Source organism: Luteimonas sp. A611 (genome assembly GCF_054072715.1).
This window is the reverse complement of the sequence record NZ_JBSVRP010000006.1, coordinates 1-21,088: the sequence shown is the minus strand read 5'-3', so window position 1 is coordinate 21,088 and position 21,088 is coordinate 1. Positions and strand designations below refer to the sequence as shown.

Sequence of the window (21,088 nt, the reverse complement as noted above, 5' to 3'; positions counted from 1 at the left end):
TCAGAGTGCGTAGTCGGCCGCGATGCCGGCAAACACCGCCAGCCCCACCCAGTGGTTGTGCAGGAACGCGCGGAAGCAGGCGGCGCGGTCGCGATAGCGGGCGAGCATGAATTCCCAGCCCACCAGCAGCGCCGCAACCCCGAGACCGGCCCAGTAATACACGCCCAGCCCGGCCTGCCGCCCCACCAGCGCCAGCGCCGTGAACGTCATCGCATACAGCACGCCCTGCGCCACCAGGTCGAGTTCGCCGAACAGGATCGCCGTCGACTTCGAGCCCATGCGGATGTCGTCGTCGCGATCGACCATCGCATACCAGGTGTCGTAGGCCGTGGCCCAGAAGATGTTGGCCACGTACAGCACCCAGGCGACGGGCGGTACTTCACCCTGCACCGCGGCAAAGCCCATCGGGATGCCCCAGCCGAACGCCATGCCCAGGTAGACCTGCGGCAGGTAGGTGTAGCGCTTGAGGTAGGGATAGCTGGCCGCCAGCAGCACGCCGACCACGCTCATCAGCACCGCCAGCCGGTTGAGCGTGAGCACCAGCGCGAACGCCGCCAGCATCAGCACGGCGAACACCATCAGCGCCTCGCGCCCCGACACCGCGCCGGTGGCCAGCGGCCGCTCTTTGGTGCGCTCGACCGAGCCGTCGAGCCAGCGGTCGGCGTAATCGTTGATCACGCAGCCGCCGGAGCGCGTCAGCCACACCCCGGCGCTGAACACGAACAGGATCCACAGCGGCGGCACGCCGTCGGCGGCGATCCACAGCCCCCACCAGGTCGGCCACAGCAGCAGCAGCCAGCCGATCGGGCGGTCGCCGCGCACCAGCGTCCAGTACAGCGACAGGCGTCCGCGCCAGTCCGGTTGCGAGGCCGTTGGCGGCACGGGATGTTCATGCGACATGGCGCAAAGGGTACCAGCGCCGGCTCGCCGTCCCCTGCAGGGCGCTACGGCTGCAGGCGGTTGTCGAGTCGCCGCATGCCCGCGAGGCCGGACAGTGCTTCGGCGACGCGCTTGGCATCCGGCACGGCGTGCTGGACTGGCTCCACGACGACCACGCCGTCGCGCGCCTGGACCCGCACCCGCGCCGCATCGCGTTCACCCAGGCGCTGGAAGAGGCGTTCGCGGGCCATCCTGGCCAGGGTCGCATCGTCCAGGCGCGGGCTGGCGGCGGCGGTGCCAGCCTGGACCCTGGCGCCTGCAGCGGGCTGCGGGTCGATGTTCCCGACACGCGTCCTCGACACTCGCCCTTTCTCGCCGACGATGCCGGTGGCGCGCATGGCCGGAAGACGACCTTTTTCGCCAACGACACCTGCGGTGCCCGTCGTCGGCAGGCGTCCCTTCTCGCCCACGATCGCCGAGCCGGCGGGCGGCAGACGCCTCCTCTCGCCGACGACGCCCGCGGCCCGCGTTGCCGGCAAACGACCCTTCTCACCGACCACACCCGCGGTCCCCGTCGCCGGCAGGCGCCCCTTCTCGCCCACGATGGCGGCCGTGGGCGGACGCAGCACCGTGCCGACGACCGCGATGACTTCGGTCACGCCCGGGACCTCGCGCACGATCTTCTCGACCCGCTCGCGATCGCGCAGCGACAGCTCCGGCGCCTCCACGCGCACGGCGCCGTCGCGCGCGCTGATCGCGACCCTGGCCGCGCGCTTGGGGCCGAAGTGCTCGGCGAGGCTGGCGCGCACGCGCAGGACCAGGGCGCCGGCCACCTGCATGTCGGGCGCGACCGCCCCCGACGTAGCCTGCAACGGCGCACTGGCGGGGACGACAAGCAGGGCGGTGGCCACGGCAAGCAGCAGTCGTTTCATGCGGATCTCCTCGGGCGGGCGGCGATCCGCCCTCCACTTCCCATCCGCGCAATGGCGGCGGCGACTGCCACGCGGTTACGGCTGGCGCGGCAGGTCCAGGGCCGGGTTGCGGTCGAAGAAGTCGAACGGCCGCAGTTCGAAGGCATGCCACAGCACCGGCATCACCGGCCAGTCCTCGGTCCGCGGCAGGTGGTGCATGCCGACCACGTGCCACAGCACCAGGTCGGTGCGCTCGACCGGGCGGTCGCGCGCGGTCCACGCCGGCAGCCCCGCGGGCGTGGACGCCAGCAGCGGATAGTCGCCCGCGGCGTGGCGCTCTGCCGCGTCATGGGGCGTCACCCAAAGCGCATGCCGCACGAACCCGGCGCGGCGATGCACCGGATCCAGATCGGCGATGAGCGCGGCGGGCGTCGCCGCGTGGCCCGCGCGCAGTTCGTAACCGGTCGGATGGTCCGCGGCGTTGCGCGCGTCGGGATTGACCACGCGCCATTGCACCGCATGCTCGCTAACGTGCCCCTGCAGCAGCTCGCGCTCCGAGCGGATGGTGCGTTCACGGGGCACCCAGATCGCACCGCGCGGATTCGACTCCGGCAGTCGCACCGCCTGCAGCCGGGTCCCGACCAGCGAGTTGACCGGCCCGTCGACGTCCAGGTCGAGGCGGAAGGCGAAATGATGGTCGTGGTTGACCGCCACCACGCCGTCGGCGACGCGGTGCCCGTGGCGCGCATCGTCCGCGACCTTGACCGCCAGCTGCCCGCTGGCCCCGACCGCCACCCGCAGCGTGCCGTCGCGCTGGAAGCTCCAGTCGAACAGGTAGTCGTAGTTGCCGATGGTCGCCACCATGCGCACCACCAGCTCGCGCGCGGGCCGGCCCTGCACCGCCTCGCTGCCCTCGATGCCCTTGCGCCACGCGACCAGGCCGGTGTCGCGCTCGAACAGGCAGGCGACCCGCGGCCGCGGCCGCGATACACCGCGTTCGTCGGTACTCACCCCTTCGATGAAGGCCGCATCCGCCGGGCAGTCGATGCCCGGGGCCAGCGATTCGGCCAGCCCGTCGTAGGCATACTCGCCGGCATCGAGCACGGCGCGGTCGTACCAGCCCGGCGCCGGATCCATGTAGGGCACGAAGATCTCCGACAGGTGCGCCTGGTAGAGCACCGACCGCCGACGCGCGCCGTCATCAATGCTCACCGTCGACAGCACCACGCCCACGCGCGGATCCATCCGCAGGTGGAAGCGCCACTCGCCCCAGTGCACCAAGCCCCCGTCGATCGTGAAGCCGTGGATCTCACGTGGCCGGGCCGTGCCCTGCGGCAGCGGCGCGCGGTCGGGACCGACCGCCGCCGCATCCAGGTCGGCCACCGCGTCCGTGCGCGCCGAAGGTCCGGCATCGCGCGCGTGCAGCACCCGCGCGGCGTCGACATCGACCAGCACGTCGATGCCCTCCAGCACCCGCGCCGCCACCGAGCGCGCGCCGCGGCGCTCGGCGCAGCGCACCCGCATCGTCCGCGCCGCTGCCGGCACCGCAATCGCGCTGCCGGCGGCGAAACAGTCGACCGTGGCAGGATCGGCCACACCGTGCGCGGCCAGCAACGCCCGCACCTGGGCCGATGCCAGTGCGGTTTCGGCCGCGATCGTGTAGTCGCGGTCGGTGAACTGCGATTGCGCGCCGGGCACCTCGTCCAGCCGGATCTCGCCGCCCACCAGGTCGACGGTCGCCTCGAAGACCCGCCCCGCCCGGCGCAATACCACCAGCGCCCGGCGGCCGTGCAGCGCGCCCGGCGCGGCAGCCATGACCTCGGCCTTGGGTGGCTCGATCAGGTGCATGCCGGCCACCACGGTCTCCCCGTCCAGGCCCCCGGCCGCGTCCAGCAGCGCGATGGCCCTGCGGTGTTCGTCGAGGTCGAGGCCATCGAGCGGATGCGGCGTTGCAATGCCCGCCATGGGACACGCGAGGATCACGACCAGCCCGATCCGCAGTACGCAGTGCAACGGCATGGCCCGATCCCGGCGTGGCAGCGATGGCGCGGCGATTGTTGCACTTCAGTCGGGCCGGCCAACGCGTGTATCGCTCGGCTGGCCGCCCGTCCCGGTTGGGTGACATAATCCCCGGCCGGCCGCCCATCGCCGGACGCGGCGCCGACGCCTCGCCAAGAGACGCCGAAGCCCACCGGAACGACAGTTGCGTTCCCGGAAGTGACTGACAACGCGCCTGTAGCTCAGCCGGATAGAGTAGTGGCTTCCGAAGCCATTGGTCGGGGGTTCGAATCCCTCCAGGCGCACCACCTTGTTCTTTGACGGCGGCCGCGCATACGTCGGGACGACTTTCGAGCCATGCCCCGCGCAAGCGCGGCCCGGCACGTTGTACGAACCGGGCCGCGCTGCGTGCCGCCGGCGCGGACCAGCAGGCTCCGCGTCCGATCAGAAGTCGAACCGCACCTGCACTTGCGCGGTATCCACGTCGAGGTCCTCGACCTCGCTGCGGGTGTACTCGCCGCGCAGCGCGACGAGCTCGTTGAAGCGGTACTGCAGGCCGACGCCGTAGATCGGGTCGGTGCCGTCGTCCTTGGCGGTGCCGGTCAGCCCGGGGATCGCGCGGTCGAGGTCCCAGCGCTGGAAGCCGGCCTTGGCATAGCCCGAGAACTTCTCGGTGAAGGGCAGGATGCCGACCGCGGTGAGATAGGCCGAGCTGAGTTCGAGGTCGGTGCCGGTGCCGCGGGGCTCGAGCTTGCCGAAGTCGGTATAGCCGGCTTCCAGCGCGAAGTTGCGGTGGAACTGGTAGCCGCCGAAGGCCGAGAACGCGGTGTCCTCGTCGTCGTAGCCGCGTTCGTCGACCAGGGCCTGGCCGGCGCCGACGCCGGCGTAGAAGCCGGTGTCCTGGGCCTGTGCCGCAAGCGAGGCGCCGCCGAGCAGTAGGGCGGCGAGAGCCGTGGTGAGCAGTTGGGAACGCATGGGTGTCTCCTGGGGTGGGGGATGAGCGGATTGCTCCGCCGCCGGCCGATGCGTGAGGCACCGGCTGCTGCGGCGTGCTCAGGAGATGGGCGTTCCACTGGAGGCACTAAAGGCCTCGATTCTGGATTCTTTATCCCGAAATGAAGGCCAATCGTGCAGTTCGACGAATGCGCGTCTGGATGGAGCGATGTGTCGAGCCGACAGCCAGGGTTCTGGACGCGGATCCAGCGATCGAACTCCGGTCAGGCCACCCCTGCGGCCGGGACCGGCCGCCCGCTCAGGGCAGCCGCACCAACTGCCGGCCATCGCACAGCACGCTGCCGCGGCTGTCGCTGCGCGGGATCGGGTGCCCGCCGGTGAACGCGGAGAAGGCCGGCAGCACGGTGCACGCCGGACGCAGCCAGAACAGCGGATGGCGCCCAAGCGCGCCGGGCAGGCGCAGCACCGGATGCAGATGCCCGCACAGCACGTGCTGGGGGCCGTCCTGCGCTGGCGGTGCGTGGCGGAGTTCGAACGGTCCATCGACCACGCTTTCGGGCAGGCGCTCGACGCCAGCGGCAGGCGCGTCGAAGGCACGGTCGTGGTTGCCGGGAATGACGGCGACGTCTACCTCGCCATGGGCATCGCGGAAGTCACGCCAGGCGGCATCCACCGCGACGTTGCGGCGCGCATGCAGGAAGTCGCCGAGGATCCACAGCGAACGCGCGCCGGTGCGCGCAAGCAGTGCGGCGAGACGGCCGAGGTCGTGCGCGGTGCCGCCGGTCGGCACGGCGATGCCGGCGGCGCGGAAGGTGTCGCCCTTGCCCAGGTGCAGGTCGGCGATCAGCAGGCGATCGCGTGCGGGCCAGTAGAGGGCGCGGTCTGCAAGCAGGCGCACCGGTTCGCCGGCCAGTTCCAGATCCAGCGCTTCAGCCATGGCGCTTTTCCAGGCGCTCGGCGGCGCGCTGCACGCGGGTGCGCCAGTCTTCGCTGCTGTGGGAGCCGCGCATGCCTTCGGCCCAGAGCGGGAACGACAGCGGCGTAAGCGTCTTCGGCTTGCGCAGCTCGATGCGCGCGGCGTGGCAGCGCGCCAGGGCCGCCTGCAGCGCGCGTACTTCAAGCTGGGCTTCGAACACTTCGCGCTCGGCCTGCTCCAGCAGCAGGTGGCCGGGGTCGTGGCGCTGCAGCACGTCGAACAGCAGCCCGCTGGAGGCCTGCAGCTGGCGCAGGCTGCGCAGCGCACGGCCGGGCAGCGAGGGCGGCAGCAGGCCGGCCACGCGCGCGATCTCGCGGAACTGGCGGCGCGCCAGTTCGCCGAGGTTGGCGCCGTCGCGCAGGTCTTCGATCAGGCCATCGGGCGTGAGCAGTGCGCGCAAAGTGTCGTTGTCGATCGCGGTGGGCGCCTGCGCGGTGAGCGCCAGGCCGTAGTCGTTGACCGCGAAGCCGAATGTGTTGGGCGCCAAGCGCGACCAGCGCAGCGCCAGCAGCGCGGCGAGGCCCTCGTGCACGCCGCGGCCGGCGAAGGGATAGACGAACAGATGCCAGCCCTCGCGCGTCTTGGCGAACTCCGCGAGCAGCGTGCCTGGCGACGGCAGCGCGGAGATCCGCGCCTGCAGGTCCAGCAGCGGCGCCAGTGCGCGCAGCTCCGGGCTGTCGCGCGGGCCGGCCAGCACCTGCGCCACGCGTGCACCGAGCTCGCTCGACATCGGCATGCGCCCGCCCTGCCAGCGCGGCACGATGCCCTCGCCCTTCTTCGCGATGCGCACCCAGGCGGTCATGTCCTGCAGCCGCACCAGCTCCAGCGTGCGGCCGGCGAACTGGAAGCGGTCGCGCGGACGCAGGCGCGAGAGGAAGCTCTCCTCGACGCTGCCGAGGCTGCCGCCGCGCATCAGCTTCACCTGCAGCGCACCATCGCTGGTGATGGTGCCGATCGAGAGGCGATGGCGCTGGGCGATGCGGCGGTCGCTGACGCGATACACGCCGTCTTCGTCCACCACCACGCGCGTGTACTCGGGGTAGTGCTGCAGTGCCTGTCCGCCCTGCACGATGAAGGCCAGCACCGCCTGCCACTGCGCGTCGGTGAGTGCGGCGAAGGCATGCACGCCGCGCACTTCGGCCAGCAGCGCATCGGGTTGGAAGCCGCCGCCGAGTGCGAGGGTGACGCAGTGCTGCGCAAGCACGTCGAGCGAGAGCATGGGCGGTGGCCGCGATTCGATCTCGCCATCGGCCAATGCTGCGCGCGCAGCGGCGTATTCGGCCAGCTCCAGCGCATGGGTGGGCGCGCAGACGATGTGCCCGGCTTCGCCCGGGCGATGGCGGGCACGACCGGCGCGCTGCAGCAGGCGCGCCATGCCCTTGGGGCTGCCGATCTGGATCACCTGGTCGACGGTGGGGAAATCCACGCCCAGGTCGAGGCTGGAGGTGGCGACCACGCAGCGCACCCGCCCCTCGCGCAGGCCCTGTTCGACCGATGCGCGCAGCTTCGGGTCGAGCGAGCCATGGTGCAGCGCGAGCGTCTCGGGCGCTTCCAGCCAGGTGGCCGCCAGCGCGCGGTGCCACAGTTCGGCCTGCGCGCGCGTGTTTGCAAACAGCAGCGTGGTGTCGGCGGCCTGCAGGCGTACGGCCACGCGCTGCACCTGCGACAGGCCGATGTGTCCGGCCCAGGGGAAGCGCTCGCCTGCCTCGGGCAGCAGGGTGTCCAGGGTGAGGCTGCGTGGCCTGGCTGCCTGCAGGATTGCCGCGTCCGGCGCATGCGGCAGCAGCACGTCGCGCGCCTGCGCGAGGTTGCCGAGCGTGGCCGACAAGCCCCAGGTTCGCACCTGCGGTGCCCAGGCGCGCAGCCTGGCCAGGCACAGCTGCAGCAGCACGCCGCGCTTGTTGCCGAGCAGCTCGTGCCATTCGTCGACCACGATGCCGCGCAGGCCGGACAGCTGCGCGGCCGTGTCGGGGTAGGTGAGCAGCAGGGCCAGCGATTCGGGCGTGATCACCAGCGCGTCGGCGCGGCCCTGGCGTGCCAGGCGCTTGTCGCGCGAGGTGGCATCGCCGGTGCGCATGGCCACCGTCCAGTCCAGGCCGAGCGCCTCGAGTGGCGTGCGGATTGCACGGGCGGTGTCGTTGGCCAGCGCGCGCAGCGGGGTGATCCAGAGCAGGCGTGTGCGTGCGCTCTTGTCATTTCGAGCGGAGCGGGAAATCTCTGCCGCTGAAGGAACGAGATTCCTCGCTTCGCTCGGAATGACAGGTTGGTAGGGGCGCGAGGCTGTCGCTGTCTGTGCGGTCGAGGCGCGTGTCGAGCGCGGTTTCGCAGTCTTCGCACGCGCCGCCTCTGCCAGCGCGTCCAGCAGCGGCCCGCCCAGCGCGGCCAGGGTCTTGCCGCTGCCGGTGGGCGTCACCAGCAGTCCCGATTCGCCGCGGCGCCAGCGTCGCCAGGCCTCGCGCTGGAAGGGCGCCGGCTTCCAGCCCTGGGCGGCGAACCAGTCCGCGAGCGGCGCGTGGAAGCGCATGCGCGCGTCCGACTTCATCGCGCCAGCGCCCGCAATGTCTCGAGCCGGTCGGCCTCGGCGGGCGGCTTGTCGTGGCGCCAGCGCAGGATGCGCGGGAAGCGCACCGCGATGCCCGACTTGTGCCGGCTGGAGCGGTTCACCGCCTCGAAGCCAAGCTCGAACACGTGCACGCCCGGCACCGAGCGCACGGGGCCGAAGCGTTCGAGCGTGTTGGCGCGGATCCAGCGGTCGAGCTTGAGAATCTCCACATCATCCAGGCCGCTGTAGGCCTTGGCCACCGGCACCAGCGCATCGCCATCCCACAGGCCGAAGGTGTAGTCGGTGTAGAGCGTGCTGCGGCGGCCGTGGCCGGACTGCGCGTAGATCAGCACCGCATCGATGGTGAGCGGGTCGATCTTCCACTTCCACCAGTCGCCGCGGCGCCGCCCGGACTGGTAGGCCGCATCGCGACGCTTGAGCATCAGGCCCTCGACGCCGCGTTCGCGCGCCTGTTCGCGCAGGCTGGCGGCGGCACGCCAGTCCGATGTTTCGACCAGCGGCGAGGCGACGATGCGCGGATCGCCGTGCGCGGCCAGCAGCGCTTCCAGCGCGGCGCGGCGCTCGTGCTGCGGGCGCTCGCGCCAGTCTTCGCCATCGAGTTCGAGCAGATCGTAGGCCTGTACGCGCGCGGGCGTATCGGCCAGGGTCTTGGCGCCGGGCTTGCGCCGCTGGATGCGCGTCTGCAGCGCGGTGAACGGCAGCGGTTCTTCATCGCCCGCTCGCCAGGCCAGCAGCTCGCCATCGATCACGCAGTCGCGCGGCAGCGAAAGGGCGGCGTGCTCGATCTCGGGGAAGCGCCCGTCCAGTCGCTCTTCGCCGCGCGACCACAGCGCCACCTCGCCGCCGCGGCGGATCAGCTGCAGGCGGATGCCGTCCCATTTCCACTCCAGCAGCCAGTCGCCGACCGGGCCGAGGGCGCGCTCGATCGCTTCGGGATCGTTGGCGAGGGCGGACGGCGCGGCAAGGTCCGCGCCAGCCGCGTCGTCGGCATCGGTCGCCTCCTCGGGCGCGTCTGCCGGCGCAGTCGCATCGCTTTTGGGCGCGCGCAGCACCGTTTCCAGCGGCGAGGCCAGGAAGAAGGGATAGGGCTGCTGGCGATCGCTCTCGAGTTCTTCGTGCGAGAGCAGCGTGGCCAGGAACTGCGGCGTGGGCTGCCAGCTGCCGAGCATGCGCTGGGCGATGCGGGCGATGTCGATGCCGCTCATCTCGGCCAGCGCCTGCTGCACCATGCGCTGCGACACGCCCACGCGCAGCGCGCCGGTGAGCAGCTTGTTGAACAGCAGGCGCTCGTCGAAGCACAGCGTCCGCCAGGCGCCGATCACCACGGCGCGACGCGCTTCCACGTCGCGGTTGGCGACCGGCAGCAGGCGACGTTCGATCCATTCGGCGAGCGCGATGTCCGCGCCGGGGCTGTCGGGATCGTCGAGCAGCAGGGCCAGGGTTTCGCCCAGGTCGCCGACCTGGTCGTAGCTGTCGTCCACCAGCCAGTCCGGCAGTTGCGCTTCCGTGGCAATCCATTCGCGCAGCTCGCGTGTGTTGGCGATGCGCTGTTTTGCGCCGGCGATCTTGCCGCCGGCGAGCAGGTGCAGCGCCCAGGCCGCATCGCGCGGCGGGGCCTCGCGGAAATAGCGCACCAGCGCCGCGCGCTTGTCGAGCGTGGCGGTACTGCGGTCGAGCTCGCGGTAGAGGGCGGCGAAGCGGCGCATGTCAGTCAGGTCCGGTCACTTCGACCACCCGCGTTTTGCTCCTTCCCCCGTCTGCGGGGGAGGGAGTCGGCCTCCGGAAGGCTGGTGTCGCACCTGCTGCTGGCTCCTTCCCCCGCGAGCGGGGGAGGGAGTACAAGCCGCGGGCCGGGAGGAGGGACGCCTGCACGCTCAATCCTCCTCTCCATAACCTGTCCGGAACGCGCCCGCATCAATGCCGTCCTCGCACAGCTTGCGGACGATCGCGTCGGTGTTGCCGTGGGTGGCGATCACGCGGCTGGCGCCGGTTTCGCGCACGGTGCGGATCAGGTCGGGCCAGTCGGCGTGGTCGGACACCACGAAACCGCGGTCGTAGTTGCGGCGGCGGCGGTTGCCGCGGATGCGCATCCAGCCCGAGGCGAAGCCGGTCTGCGCGCGGCGGAAGCGGCGCATCCAGGCGCTGCCCGCGGCCGAGGGCGGTGCCAGCACCAGGCGGCCGGCGAAATCGACGCCGCGCGCCTGCTCCGAGACCGGCTCGGTAGGCGGCAGGGCGACGCCGCAGGCACGGTACACGTCCACGCCGGTGGCGATCGCGCCATGCAGCAGCACCCGCGCGTCGAGGAACGGCGCAAGCTCGGCCAACACCCGCTGCGCCTTGCCCAGCGCGTAGCAGAACAGCACCGCTGCCGTGCCCTCCTGCTCGCAGGCGGCGCGCCAGTCGGCGATGTCGCGCGCGACGTCGGCGGTGTCCGGCCAGCGGTAGATCGGCAGGCCGAAGGTGGCCTCGGTGATGAAGGTGTCGCAGGGCACGACTTCGAACGGCGCACAGGTCGGATCGTGCTGGCGCTTGTAGTCGCCCGAGGCCACCCAGACACGATCACCGGCCTCGATCCGCACCTGCGCCGAGCCCAGCACATGCCCGGCCGGATGCAGCGAGACGCGGGTACCGCCCAGGTCGAACGCTTCGCCGTAGTCCACCACGTGGTAGCGCTGCGCGCCAAGTCGCCACTCCAGGATCGGCAGGCTCTCGCGCACGCAGTGGTATTCGCCCATGCCGCTGCGGGCGTGGTCGCCGTGGCCGTGGGTGATCACCGCGCGCGGCACCGGCCGCCAGGGGTCGATATGGAAATCGCCGGCCGGGCAGTACAGGCCTTCCGGGCGCAGCTCGACCAGGTCGCGGGTCGCGCTCATGGCCCGAGCCCGGAAGGGCCGTCGCGCCGCGCGCTGCGGTCGGCCTGGGTCGCGGATGGGACGGACATGGTCGGGTGCCGGTGCGTGTGGTCGGTGGTCAGCCGCAGACTGGACCAGCCGCCGTCGAGACCGGGCGAACGCCGTCTGCGCAACCTATCCGGCATCCGCCGCGACGCGGTGCCGCAATCAAGCCGGACCTGCAGACATCTGCCGTTCTCCATCGGCGCTGGCCGCCATTGGCGCTCGCCGCCCCGCTTCGTCCACACTCGGCGCCCTGTCCCGCCGACCGGTGCATGCCGCATGTCCTTCACCTCGCCGCTGTTCATCACGTTTGCCGCCTACCTGCTGCTGATGCTCGGACTTGGTTTCGTCGCCTGGCGCCGCACGCGCACCTTCGACGACTACATCCTCGGGGGCCGTTCGCTGGGCAGCTTCGTGACCGCGCTCGCAGCCGGCGCCTCGGACATGAGCGGCTGGCTGATGATGGGCCTGCCCGGTGCGCTGTACCTGAGCGGCGCGTCCGAGGCCTGGATCGCGGTCGGCCTGCTGCTGGGCGCGTGGGCGAACTGGAAGTACGTGGCCGGGCCGCTGCGCGTGTACACCGAGCGCACCCGCAACGCGCTGACCCTGCCGGACTACTTCACCCATCGCTTCGAGGACCACAGCCGCGTGCTGCGCATCCTCGCGGCGCTGGTGATCCTGGTGTTCTTCGCCATCTACTGCGCCTCAGGCATCGTCGCCGGCGCGCGCATGTTCGAAAGCGTGTTCGGGCTGCCGTACGGACAGGCAATGCTCTGGGGCGCGGCGGTGACGATCCTCTACACCTTCGTCGGCGGCTTCCTCGCGGTGAGCTGGACCGACACCATCCAGGCCTCGCTGATGATCTTCGCCCTGCTGCTGGTGCCTGTCGTCGCGATCCTCGGCGTGGGCGGCCCGGCGCAGGCGCTGGCGCTGGTGGAGCAGGTCGACCCGACACGGCTGGACTGGATCGGCACCGGCGGCGTGATCGCCGTGGTTTCGGCGCTGGCCTGGGGGCTGGGCTATTTCGGCCAGCCGCACATCCTCGCCCGGTTCATGGCCGCCGACAGCCTGGCGACGATCCCGCGCGCGCGCCGCATCGGCATGACCTGGATGCTCCTGTGCATGGCTGGCGCGGTCGCCACCGGCTTCTTCGGCATCGCCTGGTTCGCGGCCCATCCGGAGTTCGCCGGCCCGGTGGACGCCAATCCCGAGCGCGTGTTCATCGTGCTCTCGGAAGTGCTGTTCAACCCGTGGATCGCCGGCGTGCTGCTGTCGGCGATCCTGGCGGCGATCATGAGCACGCTGTCGGCGCAGCTGCTGGTGTGCTCGAGCGCGCTCACCGAGGATCTGTACCGCGGCTTCCTGCGCCCCAGGGCCGGACATGGCGAGCTGGTGTGGGTGGGCCGCGCGATGGTGCTGGGCGTGGCGCTGCTGGCGATCTGGATCGCGCGCGATCCCGACAGCCGCGTGCTGGGCCTGGTGGCCTATGCCTGGGCCGGTTTTGGCGCCGCGTTCGGCCCGGTGGTGGTGCTGTCGCTGCTGTGGAAGCGCATGACCCGCAACGGCGCCATCGCCGGCATGCTGGCCGGCGCGGCGACCGTGCTGCTGTGGAAGCAGACCGGCAGCGCGCTGTACGAGCTCGTGCCGGGTTTCGCCATGGCCACGCTCGCGATCGTGGTGGTCAGCCTGCTCGGCCGGGCGCCGTCACCGGCGGTGCAGCAGCAGCACGAGCAGGTGCACGAGACGCTGCGCGCGCAGGGGCAGTGACGCGCCGACTGGCTCCAATCGGGCTTCCGACCAACGTCATCCCGGCGAAGTGCGTTACAACGGCCGAAGGCCGCTCAAGCCGGGATCCATTTTGACTGTGCTCTACCCGATGGATCCGGCTTTCGCCGTACCGATCGGCGCTGGGCTGCCGCCGGGGTGGACCTGACCGCGGACGTGTAGGACAGTCCAGCTTCGCCCCTTCCACGGCGTCCGACCAATGGACATCCGGATCAAGCGCGCCTACGAGGCGCCTGCCCACAACGACGGCGCGCGCATCCTCGTCGACCGGGTGTGGCCGCGCGGCCTGCGCAAGGAGGCGCTGGCGCTGGATCTCTGGCTGAAGGACATCGCACCCAGCGCGCAGCTGCGCAAGTGGTTCGATCACCGGGCGGAGCGCTTCGCGGAATTCACCCGGCGCTACCACCTCGAGCTGGAGGCGAACCCCGACGCCGTTGTGCAGCTGCAGCCGTGGCTGCGCAAGGGTCGCGTGACCCTGGTGTATGGCGCGCGCGATGAGGAGCACAACCAGGCGCTGGTGCTGCGCGACTGGCTGCTGGAGCGTTAGCGCCGGCGCCCGATCGTTGTCATCTCGCCCGCGACCGTTGCACTCCGCCCGCAACCACTGTCATTGCGACTCCTAACGGCTGTCATTGCGACCCCTAACCACTGTCATTTGACCGCAGGGAGAAATCTGCTCCCCGATGCGCAGGCAGGGATTCCTCCCTGCGGTCGAAATGACAGGCATCGGGCACGGGAGATGCTGCATCGCACGGCAGACCCACAGCATCCGCTCAGTCCGCGAGGAACGCCTCCACGTCCACCACCTCCACGCCCTGCAGCGGCCCCAGCAGACGGTCGAACCAGGCCTTGTGCGAGGCACCGACGATCGACAGCACGCGCGCGCCCGGTCGTTCGCGGAAGGTGCTGCCGATGTTGGCGACCATGCGCAGGTTGCGCAGGTCCCAACCTGTGACGTACTGGCGGCCGAAGCGCTGCTGCGAATCTTCGGCCAGCGCGAGCGCGAAGTCGCAGCGCATCGGCATGGGCTGGTAGTCGGCGCTGTTGGTGTGGCGGTACAGCTCCAGCAGGTCCGGCGCCTGGCGCAGCGCGCTGTCGCGAGCGCGCAGCGCGGCGCATTCCGGCGGCGCACTGTCCCAGGCACCACGGATCGCGGTCGCGAAGCCGTCCATGTCGTCGATGCGCAGGTTGTCGCCGGTGTGGTCGTCCACCGGATGCACGCGCTCCAGGCCCAGGCGCACTGCGAGCGCGGCAGCGATGACGGTGTTCTCGTTGCTCGATGCCTCGCGCTTGCGCAGCGCCTGCACCAGCGCCTCGTCCAGCCCGTCGCCGGCCCGCCGCTCGCCGGACTCCAGGCGCAGCCACTGCACCAGGGCCGAGGTGGGATCGCCGGCGGCGAGAAAGGTCGCGGCCAGGCGACGACGCTGCGCCGGCGTGGGTGCATCGGGCCAGGCGGCAAGCTGCGCGTCGACCGAAGCGATCGCCGCCGGCACGTCCAGGCCGGTGGCCGCACGCGCTGGAGCGGTGTCGGGGCAGTAGCTGGCGCCGCCTTCCGGGTCGTAGACCGCGGGATGCCGCGCCATCAGGTCGCAGGTTTCGCCGGGCATGGCTTCGACGGTGATGATCTGCGGATCGAACTCCGCCAGCCGCCGCAGCAGTGGCTCTATCGCGCTTGCCACCACTTCGCCGGCATCGTCCTGCGCCAGATGCACGGTGCCCAGCACGAGCACTCGGGTGGGCGGACCGGCGAAAGCCTGCTGCGCGGAGGCCGTGCCCGCGGGCGCGGCGAGCGCGCAGAGCGGGCTGGCGGCAAACAGCAGGACGGACAGTAACGGACGACGCATCGGCTCGACTCCGGAACGGGACGGCGCCATCACACCCGTTCCCGGCAGCACCCGCATGACCGGATAGTCACCATGACCATCGGCGCACCGCAGCACGCCGCAGGCGCGCGTCCGAGCGTGTCGCTGTGTTGACTCCGCCCCGAACCGTCATCCACGAGCGCGAAGAGCACAGACCCCGCAGCAGACGTGCCGAGCTTCCCGCTTGCGACGGAAGGCGAAGCGGCGGCGCGGTCCCGGAGCACAACGGCTGGGCGTCGCCCGACGGCGGTGCGCCGCGCTCAATACGCCAGCACGCGCACCGGCAGGTCGGTTGCCCCACGTGCGCGGTTACCGGCCGCATCCTCGCCCAGCGCACGCACGATGTAGTCGCCGGCGGGCAGCGACGCCGGCTGCCAGTAGCCCTGCGCCACCTCGTCACCACGCACCCGGTTGGTCGCCACGTACAGGAAGCGCGTGCGCGACGCGCCATGCACGGTGATGCCGCTGTCGGCAGCGTAGGCCACCTTGACCGCCTCGGGATGCGCCGGCATGCGCGAGAAGTCGAGGTTCATCGCCGGTGTTTCGAAACCCGCCACCGGCCGGCCGTCCGCGTGCAGCACCTGGTAGCCGACGCGATGCAGCCCGAGTCGCCGTCGCGGCAGGTTGCCGTCCACCTGGTCCCAGGCCTCGACCACTATCTGCACGTCGGCAGCGCGCGGCACCAGCACCCGCCCGTCCCCGCGCGCCGACAGCGGCTGGCCTGCACCATCGAGCAGGCTGACGTGGTCGATGCGCGGCTGCACCGTGTCGCTGTAGTTGCGGAAGCCGAGGCGGATCGCGTTGTGCTGGTGGCCGTACGGCCCGACGATCAAATGCGTATGCGCCTGCGCGTTGACCGTGCCCAGCGCGTCGCCGGGCACGAAGCGCGTGCCGCGCATGATTCGCACCGAAGCCGCGCGGCCGCCCTCGTCGCGATCGATCAGGAAACGTGCGGGATCCAGGTTGCGCCCCTGCGCGGTGCGGCCCACGCGCATGTGCAGGTAGGTCAGCTCGTCGACGCTGACGCCTTCGGCCTGGCCGCCGAAGCTGAAGGCCGCCAGCGGACTGCTGATCTTGCCGCCGCCGATCGACAGCACCGGCGTCCCGACATCGGCGCGCACGTCCAGGCCGTTGTGCAGGTGGCTGCGGCTTTCGCCGCTGAAGTTGCCGCGCACCTCGCCCAGCGTGCCGACCACTTCGTGCCAGCCATCCTGCGGCGCAAACGGCCAGCGCTGCGCGGTCTGCGGCAGCGCGCGCGCAGGCGAAGGACCCACGGGCCCATCCGCCGGCGCATCGACACCGCGCGGCACGATCCGGTGCAAGCGATGGCCGGCCGCATCGGCCAGCAGCAAGCTGCCGTCGGCTTCCAGCCACAGCGCCGAAGGACGCGCGAACCAAGGGCCGGCACCGCCGCCCGCCAGCACGCGTGAGCGGCCGTCGGCGGAAACCTGCAGCACGCGCCCGGGCGAGAGCTCGGCGACATACAGCGCGCCATCGTGCGTGGCCGCGAGCGCGAGCGGGCGCACCGGTTCGGGTGCGTCCCAGCCGGTCGCCCGCCAGGTGTGCACCGCACCATCGGTCCCGATCCAGCGCAGCGCGCGGTTGCCGGTGTCGGCGATCCACAGCCGACCGTCGCCAGCCACGGCGACCGCGGTCGGCGTGTGGAAGCGCGTCAGCGGCGCCTGGCCGTCGACAAAGGCAGGCTCCGCGCCACCCGCGAGCGTGCGCACGCGGCCGTTGCGATCGATCACGCGGATGCGGTCGTTCCAGGTGTCGGCCACGTACACGCGCCCGCCGTCGTCCACCGCCACGCCCATCGGCGCGCGGAACTGCGCCAGCGCACCTTCGCCATCGCGAAAGCCCGGCACGCCGGTGCCGGCCAGCGTGGTCACCTTGCCGCTGGGCGAGACCTTGCGGATGGCGTGGTTGCCGGTGTCGGCGACATAGAGGTTGCCGAGGCGGTCGATGGCGAGCGAGGACGGCGTATGGAACTTCGCCGCCGTGCCGATGCCGTCGGCGAAGCCTTCGCTTGATCCGGCGAACGTGGTGACGCGGCCATCGGGCGCGATGCGGCGAATGCGGTTGGCCTCGCCGCCATCGGCGACGAACAGGCTGCCGTCGACGCCGCGCACCAGGCCCCAGGGTTCGTCGAAGCGTGCCTGCAGCAGGTGGCCATCGCGCAGGCCGCGTTGGCCGTCGCCGGCGAGCGGCGCGATGCGGGGCTGCCAGTCGAAGCTCGTCGCGGCCAGTGTTGGCGGCGGGCCACGCCACCAGTCGCGCAAGGGCTGCCACAGGAAGGTCGCCGCCAGCGCCAGCGCGGTGAGCGACGCAACCGCCAGCAGCGCGCGCCGCAGCCCCGGCCGGGCGCGGCCGGTGCGCCGGTTCAATCCAGGACGCGGCAGAACACCGCCTTGAGGTAGCGCGACTCCTGCACGTGGGCCATGAACGGATGGTCGGCGCCGGCGCCGGAGACCTTCAGCACCTGCACCGTGCGCCCGGCGTAGAACGCGGCGCGGCGCATCATGTCGAGGAACTGCTCCTCGCTCACAAGGCCGGTGCACGAGAACGTGGCCAGCAGGCCACCGGGCTTGACCACGCCCAGCGCCAGCTTGTTCATGTCCAGGTACTTCTTGAGCGCAGGAATCACCTGCTCGCGATCGCGCGTCATCTTGGCCGGGTCGAGGATCACCACGTCGTACTGGTCGCCGGCATTGGCCGCATCGCGCAGCCACGGAAAGATGTCGGCCTGCACGAAGCGCGGGCGCACGCCGTTGAGTTTCGCGTTGCCGTTGGCAATCTCCAGTACGTCCTCATCGATGTCGATGCCGACCACTTCACTGGCGCCGCGCACCGCCGCGTACACGCCGAAGCCGCCGGTGTTGCAGCACAGGTCGAGCACGCGCTTGCCCGTGCAGCGGTGCGACAGCCACTCGCGATTGTCGCGCTGGTCGGCGAAGAAACCGGTCTTGTGCGCGCCGGCCGGGTCGGCGCGGAAGCGGATGCCGTTCTCGGTGATGAGCGCAGCTTCGGTGCCGGCGGTCTCGCGGAAGTCGAACGACTCCTGCTTCTGCACATGCTCGTCGGCGAAGCCGTGGAAGCGGCAGCCGGGAAACTGCTCGCGCAGCGCGGCGTGGATCCACTCGCGGTGGCGGTACATGCCGGCGCTGAAGTACTGCACCACGATCAGATCATCGTAGCGGTCCACCACCAGCCCACTCAGCCCGTCGCCCTCGCTGTGCACCACGCGCCACGCGTTGGTGGTCTCGTCCAGCTGAAGCACCTCGCGGCGCAGCAGCACCGCCTCGGCGATCTTGGCGGCGAACCAGGCGGCATCCACCGCAACGTCCGGATCGGTTTCCAGGATGCGCAGGGCGATGCGCGAATGGCCGTTGTAGAAGCCGCGGCCAATCCAGACCCCGTCCACGCCAACGATGTCGACGATGGTGCCGGGCTTGGGCCGCGGGGTCGGCTTCTCGACCAGCTTCTGGAAGATCCAGGGATGGTTGGAGCGCCAGGCGTTCTTGAGGTGGACAGTGGGAATGGCATCGGTCATGCGTGCAAGTTTACGCGGCTGCGGTCGCCCCAAACCCTTGCATCCCCCCATTCCGCCGCCACCCTTGCCGAATGTACCTGCCCACCCCCGACGACCCGCACGACCCCGACACCCAACGCGCGGCCGACCGGCGCCGCCTGGGCAACGCCTTCAAGGGCGCCATCGCCTTCGTCCTGCTGCTGGTCATCGTGTTCGGCCTGCAGGGCCTGGGCGACTACCGCCTGTTCGCGGTTGGCGCGGGCACGGCGCAGGGCCTGATCGGCATCCTCACCGCCCCCCTGCTGCACGGATCGCCCGAACACCTGATCGCCAACGCCTCCGCGCTGCTGATCCTCGGCACCCTGTCCCTGACCACCTACCCGCGCGCCACCGTGCGCGGCCTGCCGCTGATGTGGCTCGGCTCCGGCATCGGCGCATGGGCACTGGGCGACCCGGGCTCGTTCCACCTCGGCGCCAGCGGCCTCACCCACGGATTGATGTTCCTGGTGTTCGTGCTCGGCCTGCTGCGCCGCGACCGCCCCTCGATCGCCGCCGGCATGATCGCGTTCTTCTTCTACGGCGGCATGCTGCTGACCGTGCTGCCGCACGAGCCCGGCGTGTCCTGGCAGTCGCACCTCGGCGGCGCCCTGGGCGGCGCACTCGCCGCCTGGCTGCTGCGAAGCAGCGACCCGCTGCCCCCGCGCCGCCGCTACAGCTGGGAGATCGAGGAAGAAGAAGCCGAACGCGCCGCACAGGCCGAACGCGACACCTTCGAACCCGGCTCACCGCGCGACGTGCCGGTGCTATGGCAGCGCGACGGGCAGGACGAGGAGCGTGGCGTGGTGCTGCCGTTCCGGAAGCGCGAGGACTAGATCGGCCAAGGGCGGGGACCTGCAGTCTTTGAACCCTCGGGTCCCATGCGCCCCGCCCGCATGCGGTTCCAGGAAGGCCTGACACGGCTCGGGGCTGACTGTGACGCGAACTGGTTCGGGAACAGGCTTCCCAGGCCCAGGAAGCGATATGACTACGAGACACCCGCACAACGAATCCAGCATCTCTCAGGGGTGTTGCACTCGGGGTGTTGATTCACCCAGCACCCTCACTTTGCATACTCCGCGGTTAGCTCAACTTCCACAACGTATGAAGGAAGATAGAGGCGCTGGACCTGCACCCAACTCGCGGCGGGGAGTGATGCGCCATAAAATTCGCGGCGAATCGACTTGTTTTCAATGAATGCATCCAAGTCAGTGGCAAACACAGTTTCGCGCACGACGTTTGCAGAGGACAGCCCGTTTGCCTCCAGAACTTCGTCAAGTCGCGCGTATACAGAGCGAACTGCAGAATCCATAGTTCCGCCTGCCGAAATACCAGAGACATGGAGCGTGTTTCCGCTACGGACTGCTTGGCAGAAGCCTATTTCCTGCTCCAGCTGCTCCATAGAGTGGAAACAGGTTCGTTCGGGCTGCGGGGCTGTCGAAGCACAACCTGACGTGGCCGCGAGAGCGGCTATTAAAAACAGATGGCGGTTCATAGAACTCCTGTGCTGTCTAACGCCTGAGTTAAGCCGGCCTGCGTAGCGGAGCCAACAACATGGCAAGCTGTTCTGCCATGTTGTTGGTGTAGCGAAACGCGTTCGGCTTGAACGAACTGTTTGGCCTCATAGCCCGACCCCAAAGCGCATGACGCGTACCCGATCCACCTTGTCGTCCTTGAAATCGACAATGATGTTTGCTTCGTATTCCATGAAGAAGTGACGGCCAATATTTCTCTCTCGTGCGGCATGCGCGCTCTCTATGTTCGGGCCAGACATGCAGCATCTAAGCGTGAGCCCGCGATCATGGAAGAACTTCTCCGCGTCGCCCTTGCTAATGCCTACTGGCAAATATTTCTCCGTTTCGCTCTGCCAATAAGCAATGCGAGATGCCGACCTTCCGAAGTCACAGGCAGTGAGCATTAAAAGCAAAATGAGTGAGAATATCTTGAGCATGAGGCCTAACGCCTAAGTTAAGCCGAGACGCGTAGTGGAGCAAAGCACATGGCAAGCTGTACCTGCCATGTACTTTGCGGAACGAAGCGGCTTCGGCTTGAACGCATTGTTAGGCCGCTACCATCGTAGGTGCCGAAAGCACTCCTGCTCACCGAGCTCGATCCGTCTAGGCTGTGCTTCATCACCTCTCCAGCGGTACCTCGCTGACCAGCCACACAGACTACCGTGTAGATGCTTAGTCACAAGTTCTGGGTCTCCAGCTACAGCAACCCCCACGATGAGCGAGGGCACTTCGGGGTCATCGCAACCCATGCATCGTCTGGAAGTCGCCATTGATGGAGAGTGCCAGGCCCAATCTGAAGCGCCCCCATAAGCATTCTCGTTCTCGCGAACGGGCCTCGCAGCAAACGCAATGCGCGTTCCATCTTGAAGGCGAATGCTAATGCGCTCTGCGTTGTTGCTTCGGTCGATGACCGCGCCCTCAACGGAACTGTAAGCGATAACTTCCACGCAGAAGCTGCTTGCACAGTACTGCGGCCTATTTTCCGGCGGTGGTGTGGCTAGCGTCTGAGCCGCACTCATGAAGAGCACTAGCGTGATGAGTGACAAGGCGCCGCTTCTAATCATCTGTCTTGCCTCGCCATTTGGTGTAGGGCCTAACGCCTTATGTCTTGAGTTTCCCCTACCGTAGGCGCCGAGAGCCCGACGTGCGCGCCCGATAACGCCTCGGTGTCAGACCACCGTAAT

General features: G+C 69.9%; 16 protein-coding genes and 1 tRNA gene. 4 read left to right on the top strand and 13 right to left on the bottom strand.

Annotated elements, in window-relative coordinates:
- The 3 genes from ubiA to ACW5EG_RS16145 all read right to left on the bottom strand — a co-directional run bounded on the left by ubiA (window position 1) and on the right by ACW5EG_RS16145 (window position 3,809).
- Window positions 1-900 carry a 4-hydroxybenzoate octaprenyltransferase gene (gene ubiA, locus ACW5EG_RS16155; protein WP_457020367.1) on the bottom strand — a complete coding sequence of 300 codons (900 nt, stop codon included), beginning with the start codon at window positions 898-900 and terminating at the stop codon, window positions 1-3.
- A gap of 44 nt (window positions 901-944) precedes the next feature.
- Complete coding sequence (locus tag ACW5EG_RS16150) at window positions 945-1,811, bottom strand: hypothetical protein (RefSeq protein WP_457020365.1); 867 nt, start codon at window positions 1,809-1,811, stop codon at window positions 945-947.
- Window positions 1,812-1,886: 75 nt separating this feature from the next.
- Window positions 1,887-3,809: a copper amine oxidase gene (locus tag ACW5EG_RS16145; RefSeq protein WP_457022318.1), complete on the bottom strand. Its 1,923-nt coding sequence runs from the start codon at window positions 3,807-3,809 to the stop codon at window positions 1,887-1,889.
- A 210-nt stretch (window positions 3,810-4,019) separates the two neighbouring features.
- Between ACW5EG_RS16145 and ACW5EG_RS16140 the strand changes: the two genes are divergently transcribed.
- Window positions 4,020-4,096 (top strand) — tRNA-Arg (locus tag ACW5EG_RS16140).
- A gap of 136 nt (window positions 4,097-4,232) precedes the next feature.
- On the opposite strand, the gene ACW5EG_RS16135 is transcribed toward ACW5EG_RS16140, so the two are convergent.
- The 5 genes from ACW5EG_RS16135 to ACW5EG_RS16115 all read right to left on the bottom strand — a co-directional run bounded on the left by ACW5EG_RS16135 (window position 4,233) and on the right by ACW5EG_RS16115 (window position 11,154).
- Window positions 4,233-4,763, bottom strand: a complete 531-nt coding sequence (locus tag ACW5EG_RS16135) for an outer membrane beta-barrel protein (RefSeq protein WP_457020362.1) — start codon at window positions 4,761-4,763, stop codon at window positions 4,233-4,235.
- A 277-nt stretch (window positions 4,764-5,040) separates the two neighbouring features.
- Window positions 5,041-5,679 (bottom strand): ligase-associated DNA damage response endonuclease PdeM, encoded by a 639-nt coding sequence (gene pdeM / locus ACW5EG_RS16130; protein ID WP_457022316.1) that lies wholly within the window; start codon window positions 5,677-5,679, stop codon window positions 5,041-5,043.
- Complete coding sequence (locus ACW5EG_RS16125; RefSeq protein WP_457022315.1) at window positions 5,672-8,260, bottom strand: ligase-associated DNA damage response DEXH box helicase; 2,589 nt, start codon at window positions 8,258-8,260, stop codon at window positions 5,672-5,674. The genes pdeM and ACW5EG_RS16125 overlap by 8 nt, the downstream gene beginning before the upstream one ends.
- The gene (locus ACW5EG_RS16120) at window positions 8,257-9,987 is read right to left on the bottom strand and encodes a cisplatin damage response ATP-dependent DNA ligase (protein ID WP_457022313.1); all 1,731 of its coding nucleotides are present in this window, start codon (window positions 9,985-9,987) and stop codon (window positions 8,257-8,259) included. Before ACW5EG_RS16120 ends, ACW5EG_RS16125 begins: the two co-directional genes overlap by 4 nt.
- Window positions 9,988-10,155: 168 nt before the next feature.
- Window positions 10,156-11,154, bottom strand: coding sequence for a ligase-associated DNA damage response exonuclease (locus ACW5EG_RS16115; protein WP_457022311.1), 999 nt, complete (start codon window positions 11,152-11,154; stop codon window positions 10,156-10,158).
- A gap of 300 nt (window positions 11,155-11,454) precedes the next feature.
- Between ACW5EG_RS16115 and putP the strand changes: the two genes are divergently transcribed.
- Window positions 11,455-12,942: a sodium/proline symporter PutP gene (gene putP, locus ACW5EG_RS16110; RefSeq protein ID WP_457022309.1), complete on the top strand. Its 1,488-nt coding sequence runs from the start codon at window positions 11,455-11,457 to the stop codon at window positions 12,940-12,942.
- Window positions 12,943-13,159: 217 nt separating this feature from the next.
- Window positions 13,160-13,507: a DUF488 domain-containing protein gene (locus ACW5EG_RS16105; protein ID WP_457022307.1), complete on the top strand. Its 348-nt coding sequence runs from the start codon at window positions 13,160-13,162 to the stop codon at window positions 13,505-13,507.
- A gap of 226 nt (window positions 13,508-13,733) precedes the next feature.
- Here the strand turns inward: ACW5EG_RS16105 and ACW5EG_RS16100 are convergent, their stop codons facing one another.
- The 3 genes from ACW5EG_RS16100 to ACW5EG_RS16090 all read right to left on the bottom strand — a co-directional run bounded on the left by ACW5EG_RS16100 (window position 13,734) and on the right by ACW5EG_RS16090 (window position 18,375).
- Window positions 13,734-14,804: a DUF5694 domain-containing protein gene (locus ACW5EG_RS16100; RefSeq protein ID WP_457022305.1), complete on the bottom strand. Its 1,071-nt coding sequence runs from the start codon at window positions 14,802-14,804 to the stop codon at window positions 13,734-13,736.
- Between the two features lie 278 nt (window positions 14,805-15,082).
- Window positions 15,083-17,209 carry a gluconolaconase gene (locus ACW5EG_RS16095; protein WP_457022303.1) on the bottom strand — a complete coding sequence of 709 codons (2,127 nt, stop codon included), beginning with the start codon at window positions 17,207-17,209 and terminating at the stop codon, window positions 15,083-15,085.
- Complete coding sequence (locus tag ACW5EG_RS16090) at window positions 17,206-18,375, bottom strand: class I SAM-dependent rRNA methyltransferase (RefSeq protein ID WP_457020349.1); 1,170 nt, start codon at window positions 18,373-18,375, stop codon at window positions 17,206-17,208. Before ACW5EG_RS16090 ends, ACW5EG_RS16095 begins: the two co-directional genes overlap by 4 nt.
- 71 nt (window positions 18,376-18,446) lie before the next feature.
- Here ACW5EG_RS16090 and ACW5EG_RS16085 point away from each other — a divergent pair, with 71 nt between their 5' ends.
- Window positions 18,447-19,226, top strand: coding sequence for a rhomboid family intramembrane serine protease (locus tag ACW5EG_RS16085; RefSeq protein WP_457020347.1), 780 nt, complete (start codon window positions 18,447-18,449; stop codon window positions 19,224-19,226).
- 227 nt (window positions 19,227-19,453) lie between these two features.
- Here ACW5EG_RS16085 and ACW5EG_RS16080 read toward each other — a convergent pair whose 3' ends face one another.
- Together ACW5EG_RS16080 and ACW5EG_RS16075 are read right to left on the bottom strand one after the other, a co-directional pair.
- A complete protein-coding gene (locus ACW5EG_RS16080) occupies window positions 19,454-19,885 on the bottom strand; it encodes a RidA family protein (protein WP_457020345.1) in 432 nt (143 codons plus the stop codon).
- A 126-nt stretch (window positions 19,886-20,011) separates the two neighbouring features.
- On the bottom strand, window positions 20,012-20,341 hold the full coding sequence (locus ACW5EG_RS16075) for a hypothetical protein (RefSeq protein ID WP_457020498.1): 330 nt from the start codon (window positions 20,339-20,341) through the stop codon (window positions 20,012-20,014).
- Window positions 20,342-21,088 lie beyond the last annotated feature (747 nt).